The organism is Faecalibacterium sp. 3, from assembly GCF_048323735.1.
Lineage (GTDB): Bacteria > Bacillota > Clostridia > Oscillospirales > Ruminococcaceae > Faecalibacterium > Faecalibacterium wellingii.
This window is the reverse complement of the sequence record NZ_JBLWFN010000001.1, coordinates 649,847-675,645: the sequence shown is the minus strand read 5'-3', so window position 1 is coordinate 675,645 and position 25,799 is coordinate 649,847. Positions and strand designations below refer to the sequence as shown.

Here is a 25,799-nt window from a genome sequence, read left to right as displayed (position 1 = left end):
GCACCCGAATGTTCAAAACAGAATTCGAGAACCTGCGCCGCACCTGCCCGCTCATCCATAACATTACCAACTACGTCACCGTGAACGACTGCGCCAACATGGTGCTGGCCTGCGGTGCTTCGCCCATCATGGCTGACGATGCTGCCGAGGTGGAGGACATCACCACCATCTGCGGCGGACTGAACATCAACATCGGCACCCTGAACAGCCGCACCATCACCAGCATGCTGCTGGCGGGCAAAAAGGCTAACGCGCTGGGCCATCCTGTGGTGCTGGACCCGGTGGGTGCGGGTGCATCCCGCCTGCGCACCGATACGGCCTACCGCCTGCTCCGGGATGTGAAGTTCGCGGTGATCCGCGGTAATATCTCGGAGATCAAAACGCTGGCCTCCGGCGCGGGCACAACCAAGGGCGTGGATGCCGATGTGGCTGATAAAGTCACTGAGGAAAATCTGGATTCTGCCGTGGCCTTTGCCAAAAAGTTTGCGGCTCAGACCGGTGCCGTCATTGCCATCACCGGTGCCATCGACATCGTGGCCGATGCGCAAAAAGCCTATGTCATCCGCAACGGCAATCCCATGATGAGCAGCATCACCGGCACCGGATGCCAGCTCTCGGCCCTCACGGCGGCTTTCGTTACCGCCAACCCCGGCCATCCGCTGGAAGCTGCTGCAGCTGCAGTGTGCGCCATGGGCCTTGCAGGCGAGATCGCCCACAAGCGGCTCACCCCGCAGGACGGCAACGCCACCTACCGCAGCTACATCATCGATGCCATTTACAATATGACCCCGGAACAGCTGGAAGAAGGAGCAAACTATGAAGTGCGATAAGCAGAACATGCTTCTGTATGCCGTCACCGACCGCGCATGGGTGGGAAAACAGTCCCTCTATGAGCAGGTGGAAAGCGCCCTGAAGGGCGGTGTCACCTGTGTGCAGCTGCGTGAAAAAGAGCTGGACGACGAAGCTTTTCTGAAAGAGGCTGTGGAGATCCATGCTCTGTGCCAGCGCTACGGCGTGCCGTTCTTTGTGAACGACAACGTGGACATTGCCATCCGCTGCCACGCCGAGGGCGTGCATGTGGGGCAGGAGGATATGGCCGCAGCGCAGGTGCGCGCCCGTGTGGGCGAGGGAATGATGATCGGCGTTTCCGTCCACAGCGTGGAGGAAGCGCAGGAAGCTGTGAAGCACGGCGCAGACTGCCTTGGTGTGGGTGCGGCCTTTGCCACTCATACCAAGACCGATGTGGACGTTCTGCCCCACGAGACCCTGAAGGCCATCTGTGACGCCGTGGACATCCCGGTGGTGGCCATCGGCGGCATCCACAAGGAGAACATCCTGCAGCTCAAGGGCACCGGCGTGGACGGTGTGGCCCTTGTGAGCGCCATCTTTGCAGCAGATGACATCGAGACCGAGTGCCGGGAGCTGAAGGCGCTTTCCGAGCAGATCATCTGACCGATCCCGCGGCAAACCGGGGGCACCACCTTGGGCCGCGTTATAAAATTCATGGAGAAAACCAATATGAAAAGCGTATTTTGCGCAGGTGCCGGCATCCAGAACGTTCTGCTTTTTCTGAATGACGGCTACTTGCCTGCCGCCCTTGCCTGCGGGTCGGGAGTTTCTCCGAGGACCGTCCGCTGGGGTGGGACCCTGCTGCCGCAGGCAGTAGGGCGGGCGATGGAATGGCCCGATTCGTGTCCGAGGAGAAAGCTCCCGGCACGCAGACTTCCCCGCATCAATGTATGACCAGCACCCTGCTGTTCAGAGATAAACTGTCATTTGGAGGAACAGAGCGTATGCAGACTTATACCACCCAGATGGATGCCGCCCGCAAGGGCATCATCACGCCGCAGATGGAGATCGTGGCAAAAAAGGAATACCGCACCATCGAGGAGATCCGCCAGTGGGTCGCTGAGGGCAAGGTTGCCATCCCCGCCAACAAGCACCACGAGTGCCTGAACCCCGAGGGCGTCGGCTCCATGCTGCGCACCAAGATCAACGTGAACCTCGGCGTTTCCCGCGACTGCAAGGACTACAATGTGGAAATGCAGAAGGTGATGAGCGCCGTCAACATGGGCGCCGAAGCCATCATGGACCTGTCCAGCCACGGCAACACCCAGCCCTTCCGCCAGAAGCTGACCCACGAGTGCCCGGTGATGATCGGCACCGTGCCGGTGTACGATTCGGTCATCCACTACCAGCGCGATCTGGCAGAGCTGACTGCACAGGACTTCATCGATGTGGTGCGTCTGCACGCAGAGGACGGCGTGGACTTTGTCACCCTGCACTGCGGCATCACCCGCAAGACCATCGAGCAGATCCGCAAGCACAAGCGCAAGATGAACATTGTCAGCCGCGGCGGCTCTCTGGTGTTTGCATGGATGAGCATGACCGGCAACGAGAACCCCTTCTACGAGCACTTTGACGAGATCTGCGAGATCTGCGCCGAGCACGATGTGACCATCTCGCTGGGCGATGCCTGCCGTCCCGGCTGTCTGGCTGATGCCACCGATGTGTGCCAGATCGAGGAGCTGGTGCGTCTGGGCGAGCTGACCAAGCGCGCATGGGCACACAACGTGCAGGTGATGGTGGAAGGCCCCGGCCATGTGCCCCTGAATCAGGTGGCTGCCAACATGGAGGTGCAGAAGAGCATCTGCATGGGCGCACCCTTCTATGTGCTGGGACCCCTGGTCACCGATATCGCCCCCGGCTACGACCACATCACCGCTGCCATCGGCGGTGCCGTGGCAGCCGCCAGCGGTGCAGCCTTCCTGTGCTATGTGACCCCCGCCGAACATCTGGCTCTGCCCAACGTGGACGATGTGAAGCAGGGCATCGTGGCCTCCAAGATCGCTGCCCACGCCGCCGATATCGCCAAGGGCATCCCCCACGCCCGGGACATCGACGACAAGATGGGCGATGCCCGCCGCGTGCTGGACTGGGATGCGCAGTTCGCCTGCGCACTGGACCCGGAGACCGCCAAGGCCATCCGCGACGCCCGCCTGCCCGAGGACGACCACAGTGACACCTGCAGCATGTGCGGCAAGTTCTGTGCTGTGCGCAGCATGAACAAGGCGCTGGCCGGTGAGTACATCGACATTCTGTAAAAATCTTCTGTTTTGCGCGCTGCAGCGCGCATCTTCCTCCGCCGCCCGGTATGACCGCCGGGCGGCTTTTGTGTTGTAATTCCAAAAAGATTGTGTTAAAATAACAATAAGGCGCTGATTGCAAAATTGGTGGTCATGCTTTCTATCCCGTATCGCTGGTTTTTCTATTTCTACATAGAACAAGCAGAGGTCCGGGAGGAAACTTTTTTTGAAAGTACCCTGCCCGGAGCCTTGAAGGCGAAGAGCAACGGCAACGACCGCCGCCAGTGGCGGAAACAGGGAGTTGCTGTTGGGGCCGCGGCCTGCAAGATGCGAGTGCCGCCCAAGGCACGAAGCAGATGCAGGGAGCCGCAAACCGGATATATCGAATGAATCTGCTGGAGACTCTCGCGTTGCTCACGTTCATTCTCGCGTTGTTGAGCTTGATCGTGGATGTGATCCGTCTGACCGTTGAGGTTATGGCAAAGTTTTCCCATATGAAAAGCGATGATAACAAAAAAGATTGACCGCCTCACAGTTCCCCAACTCGAGCGGTCAATCTTTTTGACTAACGGGATGGAAAGCTGACCTTTGCAGTCAGCGCCCCTTCTGTTTGTAGTATAGTCGAAGCTATGTGATTTGTCAAGTTATCCTGTTCCATCGATTATTTCTATCAATATTTTAGATTTTACAATTCTTCTGTACTGTACTATAATGAAGTCATCGCCTTCATTCCATTGATCTACAGGAGGAATCTGCCTTGCTGGTAAATCTTATCGAATCCGTCTATCGCCTTTTGTGGGGCGATCTGTTCATCCTTCCGCTGGGCGGCGGCATCGGAATTTCGTTCATGGTGGTGCTGCTGCTTGCAGCGGGCATCTGGTTCACCAGCCGCACCCGTCTTCTGCCGGTGCGGCTGTTCCGGGATATGATCGCTGCCGTGTGTGAAAAAAAGCAGGGCAGGGACGGCCTTTCCTCCTTCCAGACCCTGATCATTTCCACCGCTACCCGCGTAGGCATGGGCAATCTGGTGGGCGTGGTGGCCGCTGTTTCCGCAGGCGGTGCGGGCGCTGTGTTCTGGATGTGGGTCACGGCCCTGCTGGGCGCATCCACCTCCTTTATCGAGTCCACCCTTGCCCAGAAATACCGCCAGCCCGATCCGCTGTATGGCGGCTGGCGCGGCGGCCCTGCCTATTACCTGCATGTGCTGGCTGAGCGCAAGCGCGGCAAAAAGCTCAAGCGCTCTGTGACTGCGGCCCTGTTCGCGGCGTCCGGCCTCATCTGCTGGTGCGGCATCAGTCAGGTCATCTCCAACTCGGTGAGCTCTGCCTTTGAAAATGCCTTCCACATCCCGCCGCTGGCTACAACGCTGGTGCTCACGGCTATTGCAGCGGTCATCGTGCTGCGCCGGAACGCCACCGTGAAAAGTCTGGACGTGATGGTGCCTATCATGGCGGTGTGCTATTTTGTCATCACCGTGGGCATCGTGCTGTTCAACCTGCCCAAGCTTCCGGCGGTGCTCGGACGCATTTTTACCGAGGCCTTTGGCCTGCGGCAGGCCGTGGCGGGCGGCTTTGGTGCGGTGCTGATGAACGGCGTCAAGCGCGGCCTGTTTTCCAACGAGGCGGGCAGCGGCTCGGCCCCCTGTGCGGCTGCCGCCGCAGAGTGCGACGACCCGGTCAAGATGGGCTTTGTGCAGGCGCTGGGCGTGCTGATCGATACGGTGGTGATCTGCAGCTGCACGGCGTTCCTGATGCTGCTGGTGCCGCAGGAGCGTACCGCCGGGCTGGCGGGCATGGACCTTCTGCAGAAGGCGATGCAGTACCATCTGGGCAGCTTTGGCATCGTGTTCATTGCGGTCACGCTGGCGCTGTTCAGCTTTTCCACCTTTCTGGGTGTTCTGTACTACGCCCGGGGCAATGTGGCCTACCTGTGCGGCGACAACTGGTGGAGCCAGACCGCATATAAGCTGATCGCGCTGGTCATGCTGGTGATCGGCGGAATGCAGGCCTACACGGTGGTGTGGGATCTGGGCGATGTGGGCATCGGCCTGATGACCATTTTCAATATGCTGGCGCTGGTGCCCATGGCGCATGAGGCACTGGACGCCCTGAACGACTACGAAAAACGCAAAAAGCTGCAGTAACGGCAAAGGGGCTGGTGCACCGGATGATGTGCACCAGCCCCTTTTGGTCTGTATTCAGGATGTGGGCGGCAGGCCTCAATGGGAAAAACGGCTGAGGAGAAGCCCGCCTGCAAGCCCGGCCAGTGCGGGCAGTACCCAGCCAAAGCCAATGCTGCCCAGCGGCAGAGCATTGGCAACGGCAGACAGGACTCCCAGCGGCAGGGCAGCCGCGATGCTCTGCAGGGCGGTCAGGCCCACGCACAGCGGGTACACGGCCCGGCGCTGCTCAAGGCCCGGCAGGAAGGAGAGCAGGATCAGCACGATGGCGGCGGGATAGATGGCGTTGAGCACCGGGGTGGACAGCCGGATGATGGCGGCAAGGCCAAGGTTGGACACCAGCATACTGGCCGCAGCAAAAAAGGCGGCAAGGGCAGGGTAGGGGATGTGGGGCAGCAGCTGGTGGAAATACTGTCCCACGCAGGCGATAAGGCCCACGCAGGTGTTGAAGCAGGCAATGACAAAGATGGCCGCAATGAGTACAAGGCCCGCCCGACCGAACAGCTGCTGTGCCAGAGCGGTGAGCACTTCGGCACCGGTGGCAAGGCCCGGGTATACCGCTCCGGTCTGGGCACCGGCATGGCTCAGCATGGCATAAACGGCCAGCAGCAGCCCGCCCGCCAGCAGTCCGGCCCGGATGGTGCCGCTCTCCACGGCGCGGCTCTCTGTGACGCCTCGGGCCCGGATGTTCAGCGCGATGACCGCGCCAAAGTTCAGCCCGGCCAGAGTGTCCATGGTCTGGTAGCCGTACAGGATGCCCTGCACGGTGGGCAGCGCGGCGTATTCTGCACTGGGCGCGCCGTAGTACGCGGCCAGTGGGTGGGCCAGACACCCGGCAAACAGCACCACGATGAGCAAAATCAGGCTGGGGCAGAGGATGCGGCCCAGCCAGTTGGTGAGCTTTTCCGGCCGCAGTGCCACCAGAAAGGCCGCTGCAAAAAACAGCACCGAGTAGGCCAGCTGCAGCCCGGAACCGCCGCCTATCAGCGGCACCAGCATCTGGAAGGAGGTGCTGGCGGTGCGGGGGATGGCAAGGCAGGGCCCGATGGAAAGATACACCAGAATGGTGAACACCGTGGCGAACACCGGATGGACGCGGCCGGCAAGCCTGTCCAGACCGCCCGCCCGGGCCACCGCCGTGACTCCTGCGATGGGCAGGCCGACGGCGCTGACGGCAAGGCCCGCAAAGGCAGGCCAGAGGCTGGTACCGGCCTGTGCGCCCAGATGCGGCGGGAAAATCAGGTTCCCGGCTCCGAAAAACATGGAAAATAGCGTAAAGCTGACCAAAAGCAGGCTTTTGCCGGAGAGCTTCTGCATAGGACAGACACCTCGTTTCTTTCCTGCATCAAGGATGACAGGGATTGATACAATTCAGTTTATCGTTTTATGCATTTCATGTCAAGAACTAAAAACGTGAAGAAATGTAATGCATGGCGTGACGATGTTGGATGCATTGCGGTGCACCGGTCATTGGCGTTTGGAAAAAGATGTGGTATGATACTTATACGATCCGCAGAGCGGAGGCCACTTCAGACCGTCAGGAGCAGGAAAGAACCATGAACCAACACAAACAACTTTTTGAGCGGCTGGCTGCTGCAGCCTTCTGGCTGGCGGTGTGGCAGTGCGCTGCCATGGCCGTGGGACAGGAGGTGTTTCTGGTCTCGCCGGTGCAGGCGCTGCGCACCCTTTTGCAGCTTCTGCCGCAGGCAGAGTTCTGGCAGCGGGTGGGCTTCAGCTCCGGACGCATCCTGCTGGGCTTCGGGCTGGGCGTGGTAGTCAGCGTGTTTCTGGCTGCGGCGGCGCAGGCGTGGCACGCGGCAGAGGTGCTGCTGGCACCGGTGCTGCAGCTGGTCAAGGCCACGCCGGTGGCAAGCTTCATCATTCTGGCGCTGGTGTGGGTGCGGGGAGCATCGCTTTCGGTGCTCATCAGCTTTCTGATGGTGCTGCCGGTGCTGTACGGCGCGGTGCGCACCGGCATCCGGAGCGCAGATCCACAGCTGCTGGAAATGGCAAAAGTGTTCCGCCTGCCGTTTGCCCGCCGCTTGCGGGCTGTGTGGCTGCCTGCGGTGCTGCCGGCTTTCCGGCAGGGGTGCAGCGTGGCCCTTGGCATCTGCTGGAAGAGCGGCGTAGCCGCTGAGGTGATCGGCCTGCCCAATGGCAGCATCGGCGATGCACTCTACCGGGCCAAGATCACCCTTTCCACCGGGGAGCTGTTCGCATGGACGTTTGTGATCATCCTGCTCAGCGCCGGGTTTGAAAAGCTGTTTCTGCTGTTTCTGGACCGCGTGACCCGCGCTGTGACCGGGGAGGTGCCGCAATGCTGACCATCGAGCATCTGACAAAACAGTTCGGGGAGAAAACGCTCTTCCGGGACCTCTGCCTCACGGTGGACGGCCCGGCGGTGCTGTGGGCCCCCAGCGGCTGGGGCAAGACCACCCTGCTGCGCATCCTCATGGGGCTGGACACGCCCACTGCAGGCCGGGTACGGGGCGTGGGCCGGGCCGCGGCAGTGTTTCAGGAGGACAGGCTCTGCCCGCAGCTGACGGCGCTCCAGAACGTGACGCTGGTGCTGCCCGGCAGCGAAAAACAATACAAAGGGCAAATCGAAGCGGAGTTTCAACAGCTTGGCATGGACACTGCGGCGCTGGCCCTGCCTGCAGCACGGCTTTCCGGCGGGCAGAAGCGGCGCACCGCCCTGCTGCGGGCCCTGTGGGCACCCAGTGACACCCTGCTGCTGGACGAACCCTTCACCGGCATGGACCCGGACACCCTTGCCGCCGCTGCTGCGCTGCTGCGCACCCGCTGCGGGACGGAGCCGGTGCTGCTTGCCACCCACGACCGGGAGGCCATCCGGCTGCTGGGCTGGCCGGTGATCGAGTTGGAAGCGCTGTAAAAGGCTTTAAATAAAAAGGGCTGCTGCACCGGATGATGTGCAGCGGCCCTTTACTATTTGAGAATGTTTTACAGAAAAATACGCAGAGGATGCAAAAAAAGGTCAGCCCAGCAGCTTTGCCGGGTCGAGGTAGGTGTCGCCCTGCATCACTTCCAGATGGATGTGCGTCTCCTCGGCGCATTCGTTGGGGATGCTGCCTGCGCGGCCCAGAGCCTGCCCCACGCTCACCTCGTCGCCGGTATGCACGGCAGGGTCGGCGGTGCCGCACACCCGCCAGATGCGCCCGGCACTGTCCTCGATGCACACCACACTGCCCCAGCGGCCATCGGTGTCCACGGCAGTCACTTTGCCGGCGGCAGGGGCGCATACCTGTGCGTCCTGTGCGCAGGCGTAGTCCACGCCGTTGTGGGTGCGCCAGTCGCCAAGGGTGCTGCTGTACACCAGCTCATCGCCGCTGTAGGCGTTCAAGACCCTGCCCGAGACGGGCTGCGTGGAGACAGGCGCAGCTGAACTGCTGGCAGGCGAGGATGCGCCCTGCAGTGCGGAGGGTTCGTGCACCGAACCAGAGCCAGACCGCGCCCCAGAAGAGGACGCAGAGGGTGCGGGCGGTTCGGGCTTGGGTACGTTTGCCGCAGATTCTGCGGCGTCGGTCACGGGCTGCTGCCATACATCGTCCTCCTGTGGGTCAAGGGTGAGCTGCGGCTCCGGGGCAGGTTCCTCCTGCGGGGTCGTCAGGTCGTCGTAGCTCTTTTTCAGTTCATCCCGCACGGTGCGCACTGCCCACACTCCCGCCGCTGCGGCTGCGACGAGACAGGCCAGCAGTGCCAGTGCAAAGCCCCTGCTGCGCAAAAACTTTTTGATCTGCTCCATTGTCGTTACTCCCATCTGCTGCATTGTGTACGCATTGCTTCTGGGCTTAGTGTGGGACAGCAGGGCAGGTTTTATGCATTCTTTTATTTAAATGCCCTTCGCGTTGCTCTGGGCATATTTAGAGAAAATGCTATTTCACGGGAAGGGCCGCAGCCGGAAAATGCATTTTCCCTCTGTGGCCTTCTGTGTTGATACCCAAAGCGAAGCGGAGGGTATTCTAAATGATATTACCAAACAAAAAAGGCCCTCCCTTTTCGGGAGAGCCCTTGCAGATCAAAAATCAGTTGCGGCGGCGGCTGTTCATGCCCAGCAGACGCACAACATACAGGAAGATGTTGATGAAGTCCAGATACAGGGTCAGTGCGCCGTAGATGGAAGCCTTCTCGGCCAGCTCGCCGTCATAGGCGTAGTAGGAGAACATCTGGCTCAGCTTCTGGGTGTCGTAGGCGGTCAGCAGCATGAACACTACCAGACCGACAGCGCTGTACAGCACCGTGGTAAGGAAGCTCATGCCGAACAGCATGCCCACAAAGCCGGTGATGATGAGCGCGAACAGGCCCATCATCAGCTTGGGGCCCCAGCCGGACAGATCCCGGTGGGTGGTGGTGCCGTAGACGGCCATCAGGCCAAAGTACAGCGAGGTGGCAAGGAAGGCCAGCACCAGAGTGCCCAGATCGAACACCAGGAAATAATAGCTCAGCACCATGCCGTTGAGCAGTGCATAGGCAAAGAAGGTGGCTCTTGCGCCGCCCACCGACATGCTCTGCACCCGGGAGCTCAGCACGTATACCAGAACCAGCTCGGCGATGGTGAACACCAGATACAGCGAATTGACCACATACAGCAGCGGGGTGGCAGCTGTGACAAAGGCGGCTGCAAAGGTGATGAGCAGGCCCACCGCCATCCAGCGGTAGGTGCGGTTCATATAGTCAGCCGAGGTCATAGCAGGCTCTGTATAGCCCCGATCGTAACCATTGTAATTGTAATCCATAGGGACTCCTCCAGTCTCTTTCTGCCGGAATACTTTTTTCTTGCTCCGGTCTACGGAATATAGTATACTGCATAGAAATGAACGTTTCATGAAAAAGGCTGTGATATTGTATGTCCCTTGGACTTTATTTACACATACCCTACTGTTTTTCCAAATGCAGGTACTGCGATTTCTATTCCCACCCCGGTGAGCGCGGCGTGCCGGATGCCTATGTGGAGGCTCTTGTGCGGGAGCTTGACCGCTTTGCACCGGAGAGGCCCCTGCAGCCGGACACCCTTTATTTTGGCGGCGGCACCCCCAGTCTGCTGCGCCCGGAGCAGGCAAAACGGCTCATCGATGCGGCCCGGCCCCTGCCCGGGGCAGAAATCACGCTGGAAGCAAACCCGGAGACGGTGACCGAACAGAGCCTTGCGGGCTTCCGGGAGGCGGGAGTGAACCGCATCTCCTTCGGGGTGCAGTCTGCCCGGGACACCCAACTGCGCACACTGGGCAGGCCGCACACGGCAAAGCAGGCGCGGGCTGCCTTTGCCGCCGCCCGGCGGGCAGGTTTTGCGAACATCAGCGGCGACATCATGCTGGCACTGCCCCACTACACCGAAGCCGAGTTTGACGAAACGCTGGAACTGATCGAGGAGGGCGGAGCCACCCACATTTCCGCGTATCTGCTGAAGATCGAGCCGGATTCGGCCTTTGGAAAGCACCCGCCCGAGGGTCTGCCTACCGGCGACGAGGCGGCTGATTTTTACCTCTACGCGGTGGAACAGCTGGAACACCACGGCTACCGGCAGTATGAGATCTCCAACTTTGCAAAGCCCGGCTATGAGGGGCGGCACAACCTCATCTACTGGGACTGCGGCGACTATCTGGGCCTTGGCCCGGCGGCGCACTCCTGCATGGGCGGCAGGCGGTTCTATTATCCGCCGGATACCGCTGCGTTCCTGAACGATGCCGCCGCCCCAGTGATGGACGGCAGCTGCGGCGCAGAGGATTACCTTATTTTACAGCTGCGCCTGCGCAAGGGGCTTTCGCTGGACGCCTATAAGCAGCTTTACGGCAAAGAATTTTCCACCGCACAGCTGGCCTTTGTGCAAAACTGCGTCCGGGCAGGCTATGCAAGCTTTGATGGCCACACCCTTGCCCTGACCCCGGCGGGTCTCATCGTGCAGAACAGCATCCTTGTCCAACTATTGTAATTGGTAGAAATACGGCAGAACATTGCTTTTGCGTGCCGGTTCTGGTATGATATACTCGATACAATAGGGGAATTTGGAGGAAAACAGATGGCGAAGGTGTTGATCGTAGGTGCAGGCGCGGCGGGTCTGATGGCAGCGGGTGCCGCTGTACGTCAGGGGCATCAGGTGACGGTGCTGGAACACATGGACAAGCCCGGCCAGAAGATCCTTGTCACCGGCAAGGGCCGCTGCAATGTGACCAACGACTGCCCGGCAGAGGAGTTTCTGCGCCATGTGCGCACCAACCCGCGCTTTTTGTATTCGTCGCTGGGGGCTTTCCCGCCCGCAAAGACCATGGAACTGTTCGAGGGTCTGGGCGTGGAGCTGAAGGTGGAGCGCGGACGCCGGGTGTTCCCGGTATCCGACAAGGCAGAGGAGATCCGGCAGGCCCTTCTGCGCTACGCGCAGGACGCCGACATCGTCCATGACGGCGCAAAAAAGCTGCTGCTGGAAGAGGTGGTGCCAGAGCCGGAAGCAGCTCCCGCTGCACCGGAAAACCCGCGCCACCCCAAAAAGAAAAAGGCAGGCCCGGCCCTGCGGTGCATCGGCGTGCGGGGCACCTCTGGCAGGGAGTACCGGGCAGACGCGGTGCTGGTGGCTACCGGCGGCGTGAGCTACCCCACCACCGGCTCCACCGGCGATGGCTACAGGCTGGCGCAGCAGGCCGGGCACACCCTTGTGGAGCCGGTGCCCAGTCTGGTCAGCCTTGTGAGCCATGACGCCGACTGCAAAAAAATGATGGGTCTGGCCCTGAAAAACGTCACCCTGACCCTGTTCGAGGACGACAAGGCCATCTTTGACGAGCAGGGCGAGATGCTGTTCACCCACTTTGGCATCAGCGGCCCGCTGACCCTGAGCGCATCCAGCCATCTGGGGGACATGAAAAAACACCGGTATCATGCGGAGATCGACCTCAAGCCGGCCCTCAGCGAGGAGCAGCTGTACGACCGCATCACCCGGGACTTTGCCCTGCTGGCAAACCATGCGGCGCAGGGCGCACTGGTCAAGCTTTTGCCCTCCAGCATGCAGCCGGTGATGGTGGCGCGCTGGGGCATCGACCCGGCCACAAGGGCCAACCAGATCACCCGGGAACAGAAGCGGGAGTTGGTGCAGCTGATGAAGCACTGGCGGGTGTCCATCGACGCCCGGGGCGACCTTGCCCACGCCGTGATCACCAGCGGCGGCGTGTCGGTGCGGGAGGTGGACCCCAAAACCATGCAGAGCAAAAAGGCGCTGGGCCTGTATTTTGCGGGCGAGGTGCTGGATGTGGATGCCTATACCGGCGGCTACAATCTGCAGATCGCCTTCTGCACCGCACAGAGCTTTGCAAATAATCTGTAATTACAGATAAAACAATTTTAAATGCCCTCCGCGCTGCTCTGGGCATATTTATAGGAATAGATTTTTTGATTTGTATTTTGAAAACGACTGCGGTCGTTTTCAAAATACGTTTTCACAGAAAGGGTTGTTGCCGGGATAGTCTCACAGACCGCTGCGCAACTGTTCCCGAAGGGAACGAGCAGCAGATTCAGTTGGCCGCTGCGGCCCCGCTTGTGAAAAATCAAATCTGGAAAATCTGCAGATTTTCCAGATTTGTAAATATTTAAAATAATTTTCCGCTTAAAAAGGAGAAGATATAAAATGGTATCTGTTGCAATCGACGGGCCTGCAGGTGCAGGCAAATCTACGCTGGCACGCCGTCTGGCGGCTGAAATGGGCTATATTTATGTGGATACCGGTGCCATGTACCGCGCCATCGGCTTGTATGCACTGCGTGCGGGCAAGGACCCCAAGGACAACGCAGCGGTCAACACACTGCTGCCCCAGATCAAGCTGCGGCTGGCCTCCATTGAGGGGGAACAGCACATTTATTTAAAGGAAGAGGACGTCAGCACCGCCATCCGCACCGAGGCCGCAGGCATGGCTGCTTCTGCCGTGGGCGCAAACCCGGCTGTGCGCGCCTTTCTGCTGGAGCTGCAGCGGGATATGGCCAAAAAGCAGGATGTGCTGATGGACGGCCGCGACATCGGCACGGTGGTGCTGCCGGACGCTACGGTGAAGATCTTCCTCACCGCCACGCCGGAAGCCCGCGCCACCCGGCGTTGGAAGGAGTATCAGGCCAAGGGCATCGATACTCCCTATGAAGAGGTGTTGGCCGATGTGAAGCAGCGGGACTATCAGGACACCCACCGTGCCGCCGCACCCCTGAAGCAGGCGGAGGATGCCGTGCTGCTGGATACCTCGGAGCTGGACTTCGAGCAGAGCCTTGCCGCCATGAAGAAGATCATTGCGGAGAAGGCCGGCTGAACGATTTAAAATGCCCTCCGTTTCGCTCTGGGCATATTGATCGGAAGCTTATTTTATTTCTTGTGCTTTGGAAACGACTGCGGTCGTTTCCAGAACACGCTTTCACCAGAAAAGCTGTAACGAAAAACGACATTTTCAAAAACTGCTGTATTGTCCGGTTTCGGCCCGCTTGCGAAACCGAGAATCGTATAAATTTAAGGAATAAAACGACACTATGATATTATATTACATCTTAGTACCCTTTGCATGGATCCTGTGGCACATCGGTTTCCGCATCCGTGTAGAGGGCCGCGAGAACCTGAAAAAGGTGCAGACCAAAGGCTGCATCCTTGCGCCGACCCATGTTTCCGCCATCGACCCGGTGTTCATCGTGGTCACCCGGTGGAGCAGGCGGATGGTCGTATTTGCCAAGAAGGAGCTGTTCGAGATCAACGGCTTCCTGACATGGTTCTTCCGGTGCTGCGGCGCGGTGTGCGTGCGCGGCACAAAGGATGAGATGGCTGCCATCGAGCAGACCGTTGAGGCCTGCAAAAACGGCAAGACCCTGCTCATCTTCCCGGAGGGAACCCGCGAAAAGGAAGGAAAGCTTTTGCCGCCCAAGAGCGGCCTGTTCGTCATTGCGGCGGGGGCCGGGGTGGATGTGGTGCCCTGCCGCATCCTGTACGATACGCCGGACGGAAAAATGCATCTGTTCTGCAGAGTGCGGGTGATCTACGGCGAGCCCATGCCTGCCGCCCAGTTTGCCATGGAAGGCCGGCGGGATACCAAAAAGCTGCGTGCCAACAAACAGGCTTTGCTGGATGCGTGGGAAAAGATGGGAGCGTAAAAGATGGAGATCCGAGTTGCCAAAACGGCGGGGTTCTGCTTTGGCGTCAACCGCGCCGTGGAGCTGACCTATGGACTTCTGACAGAGGGACACAGGGTCGCTACGCTGGGCCCGCTGATCCACAACCCGCAGGCGGTGGAGGATATGCAGCGCAAGGGCGCACAGGTGGTGGACACCGTGCAGGATGTGCCTGCCGGGTACGAGGTAGTCATCCGCAGCCACGGCGTGCCCCGCAGCGTTTATGACGAGCTGACGGTGCGCGGCATCCACTACCATGACGCCACCTGTCCCTTTGTGCAGAAGATCCAGCGCATCGCCGCCGAGGCCGAAAAAGCCGGGGCTGTGCTGCTGGTGGCGGGCGATAAGACCCACCCGGAAGTGCAGGGGATCGTGGGTCACACCCGCGGAGAGGTGTTCGTTTTTGCCGATCTGGCCGAATTGAAGGCGTGGAAAGGCCCCTCTGACCCGCAAAAACCCCTGTTTGCAGTTGCACAGACCACATTTCAGGTTACAAAATGGCAAGAAAGTTCGGAGTTTCTCAAAAAAGCCTATACAAACGCCCGGATTTTTGATACAATATGTAATGCGACGTGGGCGAGGCAACAGGAAGCGGAAGACCTCAGCCAAAAATGCGATATCATTGTTGTCATTGGCGGTCATCATTCTTCCAATACCCAAAAGCTGGTACAGGTCGCCGCAAAACACACGCGTGCCGTAACGGTCGAGACAGCGAGCGAACTTCGGCCGGAATGGTTTGCAGATGTTAAAGTGGCGGGCGTGACAGCCGGGGCTTCAACGCCATCGTCTATTATTGAGGAGGTACTTAACAGTATGAGCGCAGAAATCAATGACAGCATGAGCTTTGAGGAGATGCTGAATGCATCCGAGGAAAAGCGTGTTCATGCAGGCAGTATTGTGAAAGGAATCGTGACCAGCATCTCTGCCAACGAGATCCAGGTGGATATCGGAGCGAAGCAGACCGGCTTTGTCAAGCTGAGCGAGCTGACCGATGATTCCTCCGCCAAGGTCGAAGACCTGGTGAAGGTTGGCGATGAGCTGGACCTCATCGTCGAGAAGGTTATGGATCAGGATGGCGTCATCCAGCTCTCCCGCAAGAAGCTCGCATCTCGCAAGGGCATGGAAGAGATCGCTAAGGCCGCTGAGTCCGGCGAGGTCGTCGAGGGCGACGTCACCGAATTCAACAAGGGCGGCGTTGTGGTCAACGTCAAGGGCGTCAAGGTGTTCGTTCCCCGTTCTCAGGCTACTATGCGCCGTGATGAGGACTACACCGCTCTGGTTGGCCAGCACGTTCAGCTGGTTGTCACCGAGTGCTCCGGCCGCAAGATCGTCGGCAGCATCAACAAGGTGACCGCTGAGCAGAACAAGGCAAAGCGTGAAGAGTTCTGGGCAAACGTTGAGGTGGGCAAGACTTACACCGGCGTTGTCAAGAGCCTGACTTCTTACGGTGCATTCGTCGATATCGGCGGTGTGGACGGCCTGTGCCACATCAGCGAGCTGAGCTGGAACCGCATCAAGCATCCCTCTGAGGTCGTCTCCGTTGGCGACACCATCGAGGTGTATGTGAAGGACATCGACACCGAGAACCACAAGGTCTCTCTGGGCTACAAGAAGGCTGAGGACAACCCCTGGGAGCAGCTGAAGAACAACTACCCCATCGGCAGCACCTTCCATGCTCCGGTCGTGTCCCTGACCAAGTTCGGTGCATTCGTCCGTATCCTGCCGGGTATCGACGGTCTGGTCCACATCAGCGAGATCAGCAATGACCGCGTTGAGAAGGTCTCCGACGTACTGAAGGTCGGCGATATGGTCGATGTGAAGCTGCTGGATGTTGACTTCGACAAGAAGCGCATCAGCCTGTCCATGAAGGCTCTGCTGAACGACGCTGAGTAATCAGCCCCTCGTTCGGAAGAAAAGCTTCTGACACAATGCGATCAACAGCCCCGTTGCCGGGAAAACGGCGGCGGGGCTGTTTTTGTTAAGGAGAGAACCCTCTCAGTCACCTGCGGTGACAGCTCCCCCGAAGGGGAGAGCTTTTGGCAAAAGAGGGCAGGCTCGCCGCGCCCGCAATAAAACCTCGCCCTTCGGGAGAGGTGGACGCGAGCAGCGCGAGCGGACGGAGAGGGTTTGACGAACTATGATAAATTTTTTCAAGAAGCACTGGGAAGTGCTGAGCTATCTGGTTTTCGGCGTGCTGTGCACCCTGCTGAACATTGTGCTGTATGCGCTGTTCAACAAGCTGTTCGGCTACACTGCCGCCAACAGCTGGGGCAATGTGCTGGATAACATCCTGTGCATCCTGTTCGCCTACGCCACCAACCGCGCCTTTGTGTTCCGCAGCAAGACTACCGGCAAAGCCATGGCAAAAGAGTTTGGCACCTTTGTTACCTGCCGTCTGGGTACGATGCTGCTGGACACGGCGATCATGCTGGTGCTGGGCAATCTGCTGGCTGCGCAGGGTGCAGCGCTGATGGACAACTTAATGCAGGGGGCACTGAGCGTGGTGTCCCACTGGTTTGGCCCGGATACGGCCATCCAGATGGCAGCATCCTATGCAGGCACACCGGCGGGGGTCATGGATGGCTCTGCCGCTATTGCCGTCATCGGCGGTGCAGACGGCCCCACGGCGATCTTTGTTACCAGCCGCTACAATGCGCAGGCACTGTGGGGCCTTGCCGTGAAGGTCTTTTCCAATGTACTGGTGATCGTGCTGAACTATGTGTTCAGCAAGCTGATCATTTTTAAGAAAAAGTAAGCAGAACCCTCTCAGTCGCCTGACGGCGACAGATTCCCCTTTTTGCCGTCTGCGCGGCATCTTCCCCCGGACGGGGGAAGTCTTTCCTCGAAGGGCGAGCTTTTTTGCAGGAGAAGAAAAACTTCTCCTCCGAGCATAAAGCTCCCCCATTCGGGGGAGCTGGCATCGAGCGTATGCGAGATGACTGAGAGGGTTTTACAAATCATCAACACTTTAGGAGGTACGGTTTTATGAAGCGTGGTCTGAAAGGTTTTGCATTTCTGGTCTCCGGTCTGGTGCTGGGCATCATTGGTGCAACGGTCTCTGCAACTGCAATTGCCCTGAGTGCTGTCGGCATGGCAAAGGTGCGCCGTGCCAGCAAGTAAAACGGAGGAAACAAGATGAATCGTGAAGAAATTCTCTCCCATGTCGATCATACTCTGCTGAAGCCGGAGGCTACCTGGCCCCAGATCCAGACCCTGTGCGACGAAGCCATTGCAAACCACACCGCATCCGTCTGCATCAACACCTGCTATGTGAAGCAGGCGGTGGAGTATATGGCGGGCCGTATCCCGGTGTGCTGCGTGGTGGGCTTCCCTCTGGGTGCCATGGATACTGCCAGCAAGGCCTTTGAGGCAAAGACTGCCATCGAGAACGGCGCAGCCGAGGTGGATATGGTCATCAACATCGGTCGCCTGAAGAACAAGGAGTACGATGCCGTGCGCGAGGATATCCGCGCCGTGAAGCAGGCGGTGGGCGATAAGATCCTGAAGGTCATCATCGAGACCTGCCTGCTGACCGATGAGGAAAAGGAAAAGATGTGCGATATCGTCTGCGAGGCAGGCGCTGACTACATCAAGACCAGCACCGGCTTCTCCACTGCCGGTGCCAACTTCCACGATGTGGAGCTGATGGTCAAGGGCGTGCATGGCCGCTGCAAGGTCAAGGCTGCCGGCGGCATCTCCACTGTGGAGGATATGGAGACCTTCCTTGCGCTGGGTGCCGACCGTCTGGGCACCTCCCGTGCCGTTAAGATCCTAAACGGCGAACAGGCAAAGGGCTACTGAGCAAACTTTATGGAAAAGGCACGGCTGAGGCTGTGCTTTTTCTTTTTTGGGACCCCAAAAGCCGCAAAAGCTTCATCAAAATTGGAAGAATGTATAAAAAGAGTGATACTCTTCTTGACAATCTGACGAAGCAATGATAGAATATTCAACGTACCAACTGAATACCGACTTATCAAGAGCGGCTGAGGGGACAGGCCCTGTGAAGCCCGACAACCTGCGCGTGAGCGTAAGGTGCCAAATCCTGCGGGAAACCGAGAGATAAGAGTGCAACGCTCAGAGCTTTCGGGCTCTGGGCGCTTTTATTTTTCGTGCAAAAAAGCTTGAACGGAATGTTGGAGCAAGAAATACACACCCTGCTGTAAAAAATTAGGAGGCAAAACAAATGGCAAGACACCTGTTTACTTCTGAGTCCGTCACCGAAGGACATCCCGACAAGATCTGCGACCAGATCTCGGATGCCATTCTGGACGAGATCCTGACCCACGACCCCAATGCCCGCGTGGCCTGCGAGACCTGCGCATCCACCGGCCTTGTCCACATCATGGGCGAGATCACCACCAACTGCTATGTTGATTTCCAGAAGGTCGTCCGCGAGGTGGTGGCAGATATCGGCTACACCCGTGCAAAGTTCGGCTTTGACGCCGACACCTGTGCCGTCATCTCCAACATCGACGGCCAGAGCCCCGACATCGCACTGGGCACCAACGATCAGGTGGGCGGTGCAGGCGATCAGGGCATGATGTTCGGCTATGCCTGTGATGAGACCCCGGAGCTGATGCCCATGCCCATCAGTCTGGCTCACAAGCTGGCAAAGCGCCTGACCGAGGTGCGCAAGAACGGCGAGATGGACTATCTGCGTCCGGACGGCAAGAGTCAGGTCACTGTGGAGTATGACGAGAACAACAAGCCTGTGCGTGTGGATGCTGTGGTCATCTCCAGCCAGCACAGCGAGAGCGTCAGCATGGAACAGCTGCGCGCCGATGTGATGGAAAAGGTCATCAAGGCCACCATCCCCGCTGAGCTGCTGGACGAGAACACCAAGTACTATATCAACCCCACCGGCCGCTTCGTCGTGGGCGGCCCGCAGGGTGACACCGGCCTGACCGGCCGTAAGATCATCGTGGACACCTACGGCGGCTATGCCCGTCACGGCGGCGGTGCCTTCTCCGGCAAGGACCCCAGCAAGGTGGACCGCAGCGCTGCCTATGCGACCCGCTGGGTGGCAAAGAACATCGTGGCGGCAGGTCTTGCCAAGCAGTGCGAAGTGCAGGTGGCGTATGCCATCGGTGTGGCAAAGCCCGTGTCCATCATGGTGGATACCTTCGGCACCGGCACTGTTGCCGACGAAACGATCGAGAAGGCTGTGGAGAAGGTGTTTGACCTGACCCCCGCCGCCATCATCCGCGAACTTGACCTGCGCAAGCCCATCTACCGCAAGCTGGCTGCGTACGGCCACATGGGCCGCGAGGATCTGGGCGTGAAGTGGGAGAACACCGACCGCGTGGATGCGCTGAAGGCTGCGGTCGCTGCCCTGTAAGCGGAACACAAAAACGTTTTCCTTCTGGATAGAAGGTAAGTGAAGAGAAGTCCCTCTGCCTGAAAAGGCAGAGGGACTTTTTTTCGCAAAAGGAAATCTGACCATCGAGAACAGAAGGATCCAACACCGCTATAAAATCTGCTAAATCACCAAAGAAACCGGACGCATTTTATGCAAAGAAACGATTTTTCGTAGAACTCTTGCAAAATATGCGGGGGGGTAGAATACAAATTAAATTCAAAGGGGAAAATGCGTCAGAGGAGGTGACAGGGCAGGAATCGGATCATACACAGGAATTGTGAAATAAAAAAAGAAAGGAAGAACAAACAGTGAAACAGAAAAAGCAGAACCGGATCCTTGCAGCGTTGTTGGCGGTTGCCATGATGTTTCAGATGCTTCCGATGATGGCATTTGCGGCAGAGGATGCGCCTTTGAAAAAGGGTCAGGCAAAGATCGGCGAGAAAGTATACAACTCCGTACTGGAAGCGGTAAAAGATGCCCCTGCGGGTGGCACTACGACGACCATTACACTGGGTGAGGGCGAGTATACGCTGTATGACACGAATGTGACAGCAGGCAAAAACCTGACTTTTGTTGGTCAGGGAGCTGGCTTGACCACCTGGAACATCGGCTATCCGGACAGCGACCAAGGAAATCAGAACAATGCAGACTTCAGCTTTAAAGACTCGGGGACGATTACATTCCAGGATATGACGCTGAAAGCGGGTCCTTCCTATAATTATCAGGGATTTGCTCATACAGATACAACGGTCGTTGAGAATTGCGTAGTCGAGGGCATGACCGTTTATTGGGGATACAACAGTGCAACATTTAAGGATACGACTTTCAAGCCGGGTGGCTATAAATATGCACTCTGGACGTATTGCTCAAAAGACACGATCTTTGACCACTGCAAGTTTGAATGCGCGGGTAAGGCAATCTATGTTTATAACGAAGGCAACCCGCTTATCAAAATCCATTTTAAGGATTGCGAAGTAACGAACAGTTGGGCTAAGTCTGCACTGAGTGTTAATGATAGCTTCGCGAACTTCAAAATCTATATTTCGGGCGATAACAAGGTCAGCGCCCATAGAGACAGAAATACTTGCTCGAAGGTGTATGGATTTTCCGGCAACAACGGGAAAACTGAAGTCTACTATGGTGAAGAAAACGAGAATCCTGAGCTTGTGTGGCAAAATGGCCAGATGGTAACGCACAAACACAGCGATGGCGAAAAGGAAGGCAATTTCACAGTGACGCCCGGCGCTTGGAATATGACAAAGACCCCCCCGGAGCGCGAAGTGACCACGAAGTGCAACTACTGCGGCTATACAACAAAGAGCGTAGAGTACGGCTATACGCTTGGTTATGATCTGAACGGCGGTGAAAAGCCTGACGATGCCGCAGTGGATGAGTACGATACAAAGCTCCGCGGGACCAGCGATGCCCTTGCAAAGGCACCGGTTCAGGAGGGCTATCGGTTCCTGGGCTGGAAGAGCAGTGAGGACAGTTCCGTGTACCCTGCCGGTACAAAGATCTCTGAGATCACGAACCTGCCGCAGACGGGTGATATCACACTGACCGCTCAGTGGGAAGAGATCACCACCCCGGACGGTGGCTCCTCTGGCGATGGCGGCTCCGGCGACGGCGGCGCAGGCGTCGTGGTTGCCGGCGCTCTGCTGGGCGGTGCGGGCTACCTGCTGGGCACCCGCCTGTGGCTGGAGGGCACCTTTGGCTTTGTGCCCTCCAACCGCATCGAGCTGGCAATGGCTCTGTGGAAGCGCGCCGACTGCCCGGCCCCGGTGAGCACCGAGCTGTACCCCGACATTGACGAGGACGACACCGACGCACAGGCCGCCGCCCGCTGGTGCGTGGAGCAGGACCTGATGAAGGACTTTGCCCGTACCAACTCCGACGGTACCCAGACGGTCAAATTTAGACCCTATGACTATGTGTTCCGTCCCCAGTCGCTGGTCAAGTGGTACAAGCTGGAAAAACTGCTGAACGAGCAGCAGAGCACGAACGCATGAACCCACGATACTGACTGACAGACATCCAAAAGGCGCTGCCGCATTTTTGTGCGGCAGCGCCTTTTGCGCGGGGCGGCTGCGACCAAAGCAAAGGAAAAGTGTGCTTTTTGTAAAAAACACACAGACTGTGCCGAAAAACCGAAAAACAGCTGTGCAAGGCGCAGAAAATCGTCAGCTGAAACAAATTGATATGGCACAAATGTCAAATTGTGATAAAATAAAGGTAGATATGCACTTTCGTGTGACGATCATTCGGATTGTACAGCAGCAATAAGGAGTTGTGATTATGTCCATTGAAATTTCCCCGAAGTCGTTCTTTGAGCAGCCCAGCGTGGCCGATATGCGTCTCATCGCCTGCCCCGGTGCGGAGGAGCTTACCGGCCTGATCGACAAGCATCTGACCCGCTGGGCCAGAGAAGCCGGCATCGATAAGGATACCTTTATCATCCCCTGCGACTGCCCCCGCTTCCAGAGCGGCGACGCCAAGGGTCTGGTGAAGGAGTCGGTGCGCGGCGACGATATCTTCATCGTGGTCGATCCCGGCAACTACAGTGTGACCTATAAGCTGTTCAACTACGAGAACCACATGTCTCCGGACGATCACTTCGCCAACCTGAAGCGCCTGATCCAGGCAGTGGCCGGCAAGGCACACCGTGTGTCGGTCATTATGCCCAGCCTGTACGGCGGCCGTCAGCACCGCCGCGTGGTGCGCGAGAGTCTGGACTGCGCTGTGGCCCTGCAGGAGCTGCAGACCATGGGTGTGCGCAACATCATCACCTTTGATGCTCATGACCCCCGCGTGCAGAACGCTGTGCCGCTGATGAGCTTCGATAACGCAATGCCCACCTATCAGGTGCTGAAGAGCCTGCTGAAGAAGGACCCGGACATCTCCTTTGATAAGAGCAAGTTCACCGTGGTCAGCCCGGACGAGGGTGCGATGAACCGCAACATGTACTTCTCCAGTGTGCTGGGCTGCAATCTGGGCATGTTCTACAAGCGCCGCGATTACACCCGCGTGGTGAACGGCCGCAACCCCATCGTTGCCCACGAGTATCTGGGCGAGAGCGTGGAGGGCAAGACCGTCTTCATCGCTGACGATATCATCGCATCCGGCGAGAGCATGCTGGAGGTTGCCGGCAACCTGAAGGAGCGCGGCGCTGCCAACATCATCGCCAACGCCACCTTCCCCCTGTTCACCAGCGGTCTGGAGAAGTTCGACAAGGCTGTGGCTGAGGGCAAGCTGACCTACGTTGTGGGCACCAACCTGACCTACCGGATGCCTGAGCTGCTCACCCGCGACTGGTATGTGGATGTGGACGTTTCCAAGTACGCCGCATACTTCGTGGTGGCGCTGAACCACGATATGTCTGTTTCCAGCATCATCGACCCGCTGAAGAAGATCGAGAACCTGCTGGCAAGCCGTAAATAATCCATCGCATAACAAAAGCCGCCGTATCAAACGATACGGCGGCTTTTTTGCGCGCATTCTGAAAAAAATGACGATGCCGTTTGTCTGAACGATCCCTCCCGTGAAAATGCAATTCCCGGCAGACCGCAGCCTGCCGGGAATTGCTCTATCCATAAAAATAAAATTTCTGCTAAATATGCTCAGAGCGGAGAGCATGAAAATGATTTTACAGCTCGTCCTCATGGCTGCGCAGATACCGCACCAGCAGGGGCAGCTCGTAGGCCAGCATGACGACCCAGCCGACGACATAACTGTAGGGCAGCGCTTCGATCTCCAGCTTCCACATCAGCACGAACATGGCAGCTGCGGCTGCACGGAACAGCATGTTGATGGTGCTGGACACCAGCGTGACCTTCAGGTCGCCGACGCCGCGGAAGAAGCCCTGAATGCCGTTGGTGAAAGCAGGCATCAGATAGAACAGGGACACGGTGCGCAGGAAGCGCACGCCCAGATGGATGACCTCCGGGTCGGTGACGAACAGCTTCATGATGAAGGGCGCACCGCCGAAGCACACCACGGCGATCAGCACACCGTAAACACCTTCGATGCGCATGCCGCAGAGGAAGCCCTGCTTCACGCGGTCATGCTTGCCGGCGCCCCGGTTCTGTGCCATCAGGGTGGTCATGGCGTGGCCGATGTTCTGCTGCGGGGTGTAGGCAAAGTCGTCGATGCGGGAAGCTGCGGTAAATGCGGCCATGGTGCTCACGCCCATGGTGTTCACGATGGCCTGCACCGCGATCTTGCCCAGCTGCACGGTGGCCTGCTGCATGGCGCTGGCCCAGCCATAACTGACTGTTTTGCGCAGCAGACTGCCGTCAAATACCAGCCAGCGCCTGCCCAACTGCAGGATGGGCACCTTCCAGCGGATGTACAGCACGCACAGCACGCAGCACAGTGCCTCGCTGATCACGGTGGAAAGGGCGCAGCCGTTGCTGCCCCAGTTCAGAACCTCCACAAAAAACAGGTCGCCGCCGATGTTCAGCACCGAGCTGATCATCAGAAAATACAGCGCGCTTTTGCTGTCGCCCAGCGCACGCATGGTGGCGGCAAGGAAGTTATAGAAAAAGGTGAAGATCAGGCCCGCAAACACGATGCGCAGGTAGTTCACCGCAATGGGCAGGATATCGGCGGGCACCTGCATCAGCTGCAGCAGGGGCGTGGCCAGAATGACGCACAGCGCCGAGAACGCCAGCGAGAACACGGTGCCCGCAATGGCGGTGGTGGACACCTGACGTTCCACCAGCCGGGTGTCGCCTGCACCAAAGGCGGTGCTGACCAGAATGCCGGCACCCAGACACATGCCGTTGATGAACAGGATGGCCAGAGTCATGAGCGGGTTGGAGGTGCCCACAGCAGCAAGGGCTTCCTCGCCCACGAACTTGCCCACGATGATGCTGTCGGCGGCGTTGTAGGTGAGCTGGAACAGATTGCCCAGCACCAGCGGGATGGTAAAGCGGATCAGGAGCGGAGTAATGGCTCCCTTTGTCATATCGTTCGTCATTGGAATTTGGGAAGGTCCTTTCTTATAAGATGGGGAAGAGGAAGCAGGACGGAGCGGATGCGACCGGCCTGCTGTAATATTATAATGTGTTGATCAGCTGCCGCCCGGGCAGGATGGCAAGGGCGGAGCGGCTGGCCCCCACATGGATGAGCTGTGCGGCCGCCTGCAGAACAGCACCGGACGCCACCGAAGCCGGGATAGCATCGGTGTGCAGCACCTTTTGTGCGGCCCGCTGCGCGTCGGTGGTGTTTACCGCTACCACGTTGTCCACCACATAGGCGTTGAAGTTTTCCGGCACAAAGCCATAGCCTAGATCACTGATGCCGTGGGGGCCGGTGAGACCGCCGCCCAGCGCCTGCGATTCGTAAGGCTCCACGGCGGCGATGCGCACATCGTTGGTCCATGCCTTGATGGTCTCACCCACGCCCGTTACGGTGCCGCCGCTGCCCACGCCAATTACGATGGCATCCACGGCGCTCCTGCCCTCACGGGCGATGTTCTGCACGATGGCCGGGCCGGTGACGCGGCGGTGGTATTCGGGGTTGTCATCGTTGGCAAGCCAGTCCATGTAGTACCAGCCGTTGGCGGCGGCGGTCTGTGCCGCCAGACGGCGGGCACCGTTCACACCGCTGCGGGCCGGGCTGTGGCGGATCTGGGCACCCAGCCGCAGCAGGGTCTCCTGCCGCAGGGCGGGGGCGTCCTCCGGCATCACCAGCACCACCGGATGCCCGGCGGTAAGGCCCGCCAGCGTCAGCGCGGCGGCAAAGGGGCCGGAGGCAGCTTCGATGATGGGCTGGCCGGGATTCAGCTTCTTTTTCTCGATGGCGAGGGCGAGCATCCCCTCGGCAAGGCCGTCCCGGGCGGTGCCGGTGGGGCCTGCAAAGTCCAGATAGGCATACAAACGCCCTTTCAGCCCGCAGGCGGCGGCATAGCCCCGCAGCTCCACGATGGGGCAGGCGCTGAGCGTCTGGTAAAAATTGGGGTAGATCGGCACGGGAAAACTCCTTTCAAGAGGATGCATCCTGATCAGACGGTGTTTGGCAGAGGCCAGCCCTTCGGG

General features: G+C 58.6%; 22 protein-coding genes and 1 riboswitch. Of the genes, 17 read left to right on the top strand and 5 right to left on the bottom strand.

Annotation, left to right across the window (positions count from 1 at the left end; translation table 11 throughout):
* Positions 1–8: 8 nt before the first annotated feature.
* From thiM to ACNSPV_RS03120, 4 genes are all read left to right on the top strand, one after another.
* On the top strand, positions 9–830 hold the full coding sequence (gene thiM / locus ACNSPV_RS03135) for a hydroxyethylthiazole kinase (protein WP_339395391.1): 822 nt from the start codon (positions 9–11) through the stop codon (positions 828–830).
* Positions 817–1,452 carry a thiamine phosphate synthase gene (gene thiE / locus ACNSPV_RS03130; RefSeq protein WP_249238087.1) on the top strand — a complete coding sequence of 212 codons (636 nt, stop codon included), beginning with the start codon at positions 817–819 and terminating at the stop codon, positions 1,450–1,452. The genes thiM and thiE overlap by 14 nt, the downstream gene beginning before the upstream one ends.
* 341 nt (positions 1,453–1,793) lie before the next feature.
* On the top strand, positions 1,794–3,104 hold the full coding sequence (gene thiC / locus ACNSPV_RS03125) for a phosphomethylpyrimidine synthase ThiC (protein ID WP_348584661.1): 1,311 nt from the start codon (positions 1,794–1,796) through the stop codon (positions 3,102–3,104).
* Between the two features lie 739 nt (positions 3,105–3,843).
* Positions 3,844–5,229: an alanine/glycine:cation symporter family protein gene (locus ACNSPV_RS03120; RefSeq protein WP_348584662.1), complete on the top strand. Its 1,386-nt coding sequence runs from the start codon at positions 3,844–3,846 to the stop codon at positions 5,227–5,229.
* A gap of 75 nt (positions 5,230–5,304) precedes the next feature.
* Here ACNSPV_RS03120 and brnQ read toward each other — a convergent pair whose 3' ends face one another.
* Positions 5,305–6,582 carry a branched-chain amino acid transport system II carrier protein gene (gene brnQ, locus ACNSPV_RS03115; RefSeq protein ID WP_348584663.1) on the bottom strand — a complete coding sequence of 426 codons (1,278 nt, stop codon included), beginning with the start codon at positions 6,580–6,582 and terminating at the stop codon, positions 5,305–5,307.
* Between the two features lie 239 nt (positions 6,583–6,821).
* Between brnQ and ACNSPV_RS03110 the strand changes: the two genes are divergently transcribed.
* Together ACNSPV_RS03110 and ACNSPV_RS03105 are read left to right on the top strand one after the other, a co-directional pair.
* Positions 6,822–7,589: an ABC transporter permease gene (locus ACNSPV_RS03110; protein ID WP_348584664.1), complete on the top strand. Its 768-nt coding sequence runs from the start codon at positions 6,822–6,824 to the stop codon at positions 7,587–7,589.
* Positions 7,583–8,158, top strand: coding sequence for an ATP-binding cassette domain-containing protein (locus ACNSPV_RS03105; protein WP_348584665.1), 576 nt, complete (start codon positions 7,583–7,585; stop codon positions 8,156–8,158). The genes ACNSPV_RS03110 and ACNSPV_RS03105 overlap by 7 nt, the downstream gene beginning before the upstream one ends.
* Before the next feature lie 102 nt (positions 8,159–8,260).
* Here ACNSPV_RS03105 and ACNSPV_RS03100 read toward each other — a convergent pair whose 3' ends face one another.
* Positions 8,261–9,028 (bottom strand): M23 family metallopeptidase, encoded by a 768-nt coding sequence (locus ACNSPV_RS03100; protein WP_348584666.1) that lies wholly within the window; start codon positions 9,026–9,028, stop codon positions 8,261–8,263.
* A 280-nt stretch (positions 9,029–9,308) separates the two neighbouring features.
* Entirely contained in the window at positions 9,309–10,019 is a 711-nt protein-coding gene (locus ACNSPV_RS03095) for a Bax inhibitor-1/YccA family protein (RefSeq protein WP_339395384.1), read from the bottom strand.
* Between the two features lie 110 nt (positions 10,020–10,129).
* On the opposite strand from ACNSPV_RS03095, the gene hemW reads away from it, so the two are divergent.
* The 11 genes from hemW (at position 10,130) to ACNSPV_RS03040 (ending at position 23,199) form a co-directional block, all read left to right on the top strand.
* A complete protein-coding gene (hemW, locus tag ACNSPV_RS03090; protein ID WP_348584667.1) occupies positions 10,130–11,212 on the top strand; it encodes a radical SAM family heme chaperone HemW in 1,083 nt (360 codons plus the stop codon).
* Between the two features lie 63 nt (positions 11,213–11,275).
* The gene (locus ACNSPV_RS03085; protein WP_348585162.1) at positions 11,276–12,592 is read left to right on the top strand and encodes an NAD(P)/FAD-dependent oxidoreductase; all 1,317 of its coding nucleotides are present in this window, start codon (positions 11,276–11,278) and stop codon (positions 12,590–12,592) included.
* A gap of 300 nt (positions 12,593–12,892) precedes the next feature.
* Positions 12,893–13,558 (top strand): (d)CMP kinase, encoded by a 666-nt coding sequence (gene cmk / locus ACNSPV_RS03080; protein ID WP_348584668.1) that lies wholly within the window; start codon positions 12,893–12,895, stop codon positions 13,556–13,558.
* A gap of 214 nt (positions 13,559–13,772) precedes the next feature.
* On the top strand, positions 13,773–14,384 hold the full coding sequence (locus tag ACNSPV_RS03075; RefSeq protein ID WP_348584669.1) for a lysophospholipid acyltransferase family protein: 612 nt from the start codon (positions 13,773–13,775) through the stop codon (positions 14,382–14,384).
* A gap of 3 nt (positions 14,385–14,387) precedes the next feature.
* Positions 14,388–16,295 carry a bifunctional 4-hydroxy-3-methylbut-2-enyl diphosphate reductase/30S ribosomal protein S1 gene (locus ACNSPV_RS03070; RefSeq protein ID WP_348584670.1) on the top strand — a complete coding sequence of 636 codons (1,908 nt, stop codon included), beginning with the start codon at positions 14,388–14,390 and terminating at the stop codon, positions 16,293–16,295.
* A 244-nt stretch (positions 16,296–16,539) separates the two neighbouring features.
* Positions 16,540–17,157 (top strand): GtrA family protein, encoded by a 618-nt coding sequence (locus ACNSPV_RS03065; RefSeq protein WP_348584671.1) that lies wholly within the window; start codon positions 16,540–16,542, stop codon positions 17,155–17,157.
* A gap of 230 nt (positions 17,158–17,387) precedes the next feature.
* Entirely contained in the window at positions 17,388–17,522 is a 135-nt protein-coding gene (locus ACNSPV_RS03060) for a hypothetical protein (RefSeq protein WP_005944717.1), read from the top strand.
* A 15-nt stretch (positions 17,523–17,537) separates the two neighbouring features.
* Positions 17,538–18,203 (top strand): deoxyribose-phosphate aldolase, encoded by a 666-nt coding sequence (gene deoC, locus ACNSPV_RS03055; RefSeq protein ID WP_339395377.1) that lies wholly within the window; start codon positions 17,538–17,540, stop codon positions 18,201–18,203.
* A 166-nt stretch (positions 18,204–18,369) separates the two neighbouring features.
* Positions 18,370–18,468, top strand: a riboswitch (SAM riboswitch).
* Between the two features lie 117 nt (positions 18,469–18,585).
* The gene (metK, locus tag ACNSPV_RS03050; protein ID WP_348584672.1) at positions 18,586–19,740 is read left to right on the top strand and encodes a methionine adenosyltransferase; all 1,155 of its coding nucleotides are present in this window, start codon (positions 18,586–18,588) and stop codon (positions 19,738–19,740) included.
* A gap of 329 nt (positions 19,741–20,069) precedes the next feature.
* Entirely contained in the window at positions 20,070–21,770 is a 1,701-nt protein-coding gene (locus ACNSPV_RS03045; protein WP_348584673.1) for an InlB B-repeat-containing protein, read from the top strand.
* A gap of 286 nt (positions 21,771–22,056) precedes the next feature.
* Positions 22,057–23,199, top strand: a complete 1,143-nt coding sequence (locus tag ACNSPV_RS03040; protein WP_348584674.1) for a ribose-phosphate pyrophosphokinase — start codon at positions 22,057–22,059, stop codon at positions 23,197–23,199.
* Positions 23,200–23,404: 205 nt separating this feature from the next.
* On the opposite strand, the gene ACNSPV_RS03035 is transcribed toward ACNSPV_RS03040, so the two are convergent.
* Positions 23,405–24,739: an MATE family efflux transporter gene (locus tag ACNSPV_RS03035; RefSeq protein WP_348584675.1), complete on the bottom strand. Its 1,335-nt coding sequence runs from the start codon at positions 24,737–24,739 to the stop codon at positions 23,405–23,407.
* Positions 24,740–24,818: 79 nt separating this feature from the next.
* Entirely contained in the window at positions 24,819–25,733 is a 915-nt protein-coding gene (locus ACNSPV_RS03030) for a pyridoxal-phosphate dependent enzyme (RefSeq protein WP_348584676.1), read from the bottom strand.
* Between the last annotated feature and the right edge of the window lie 66 nt (positions 25,734–25,799).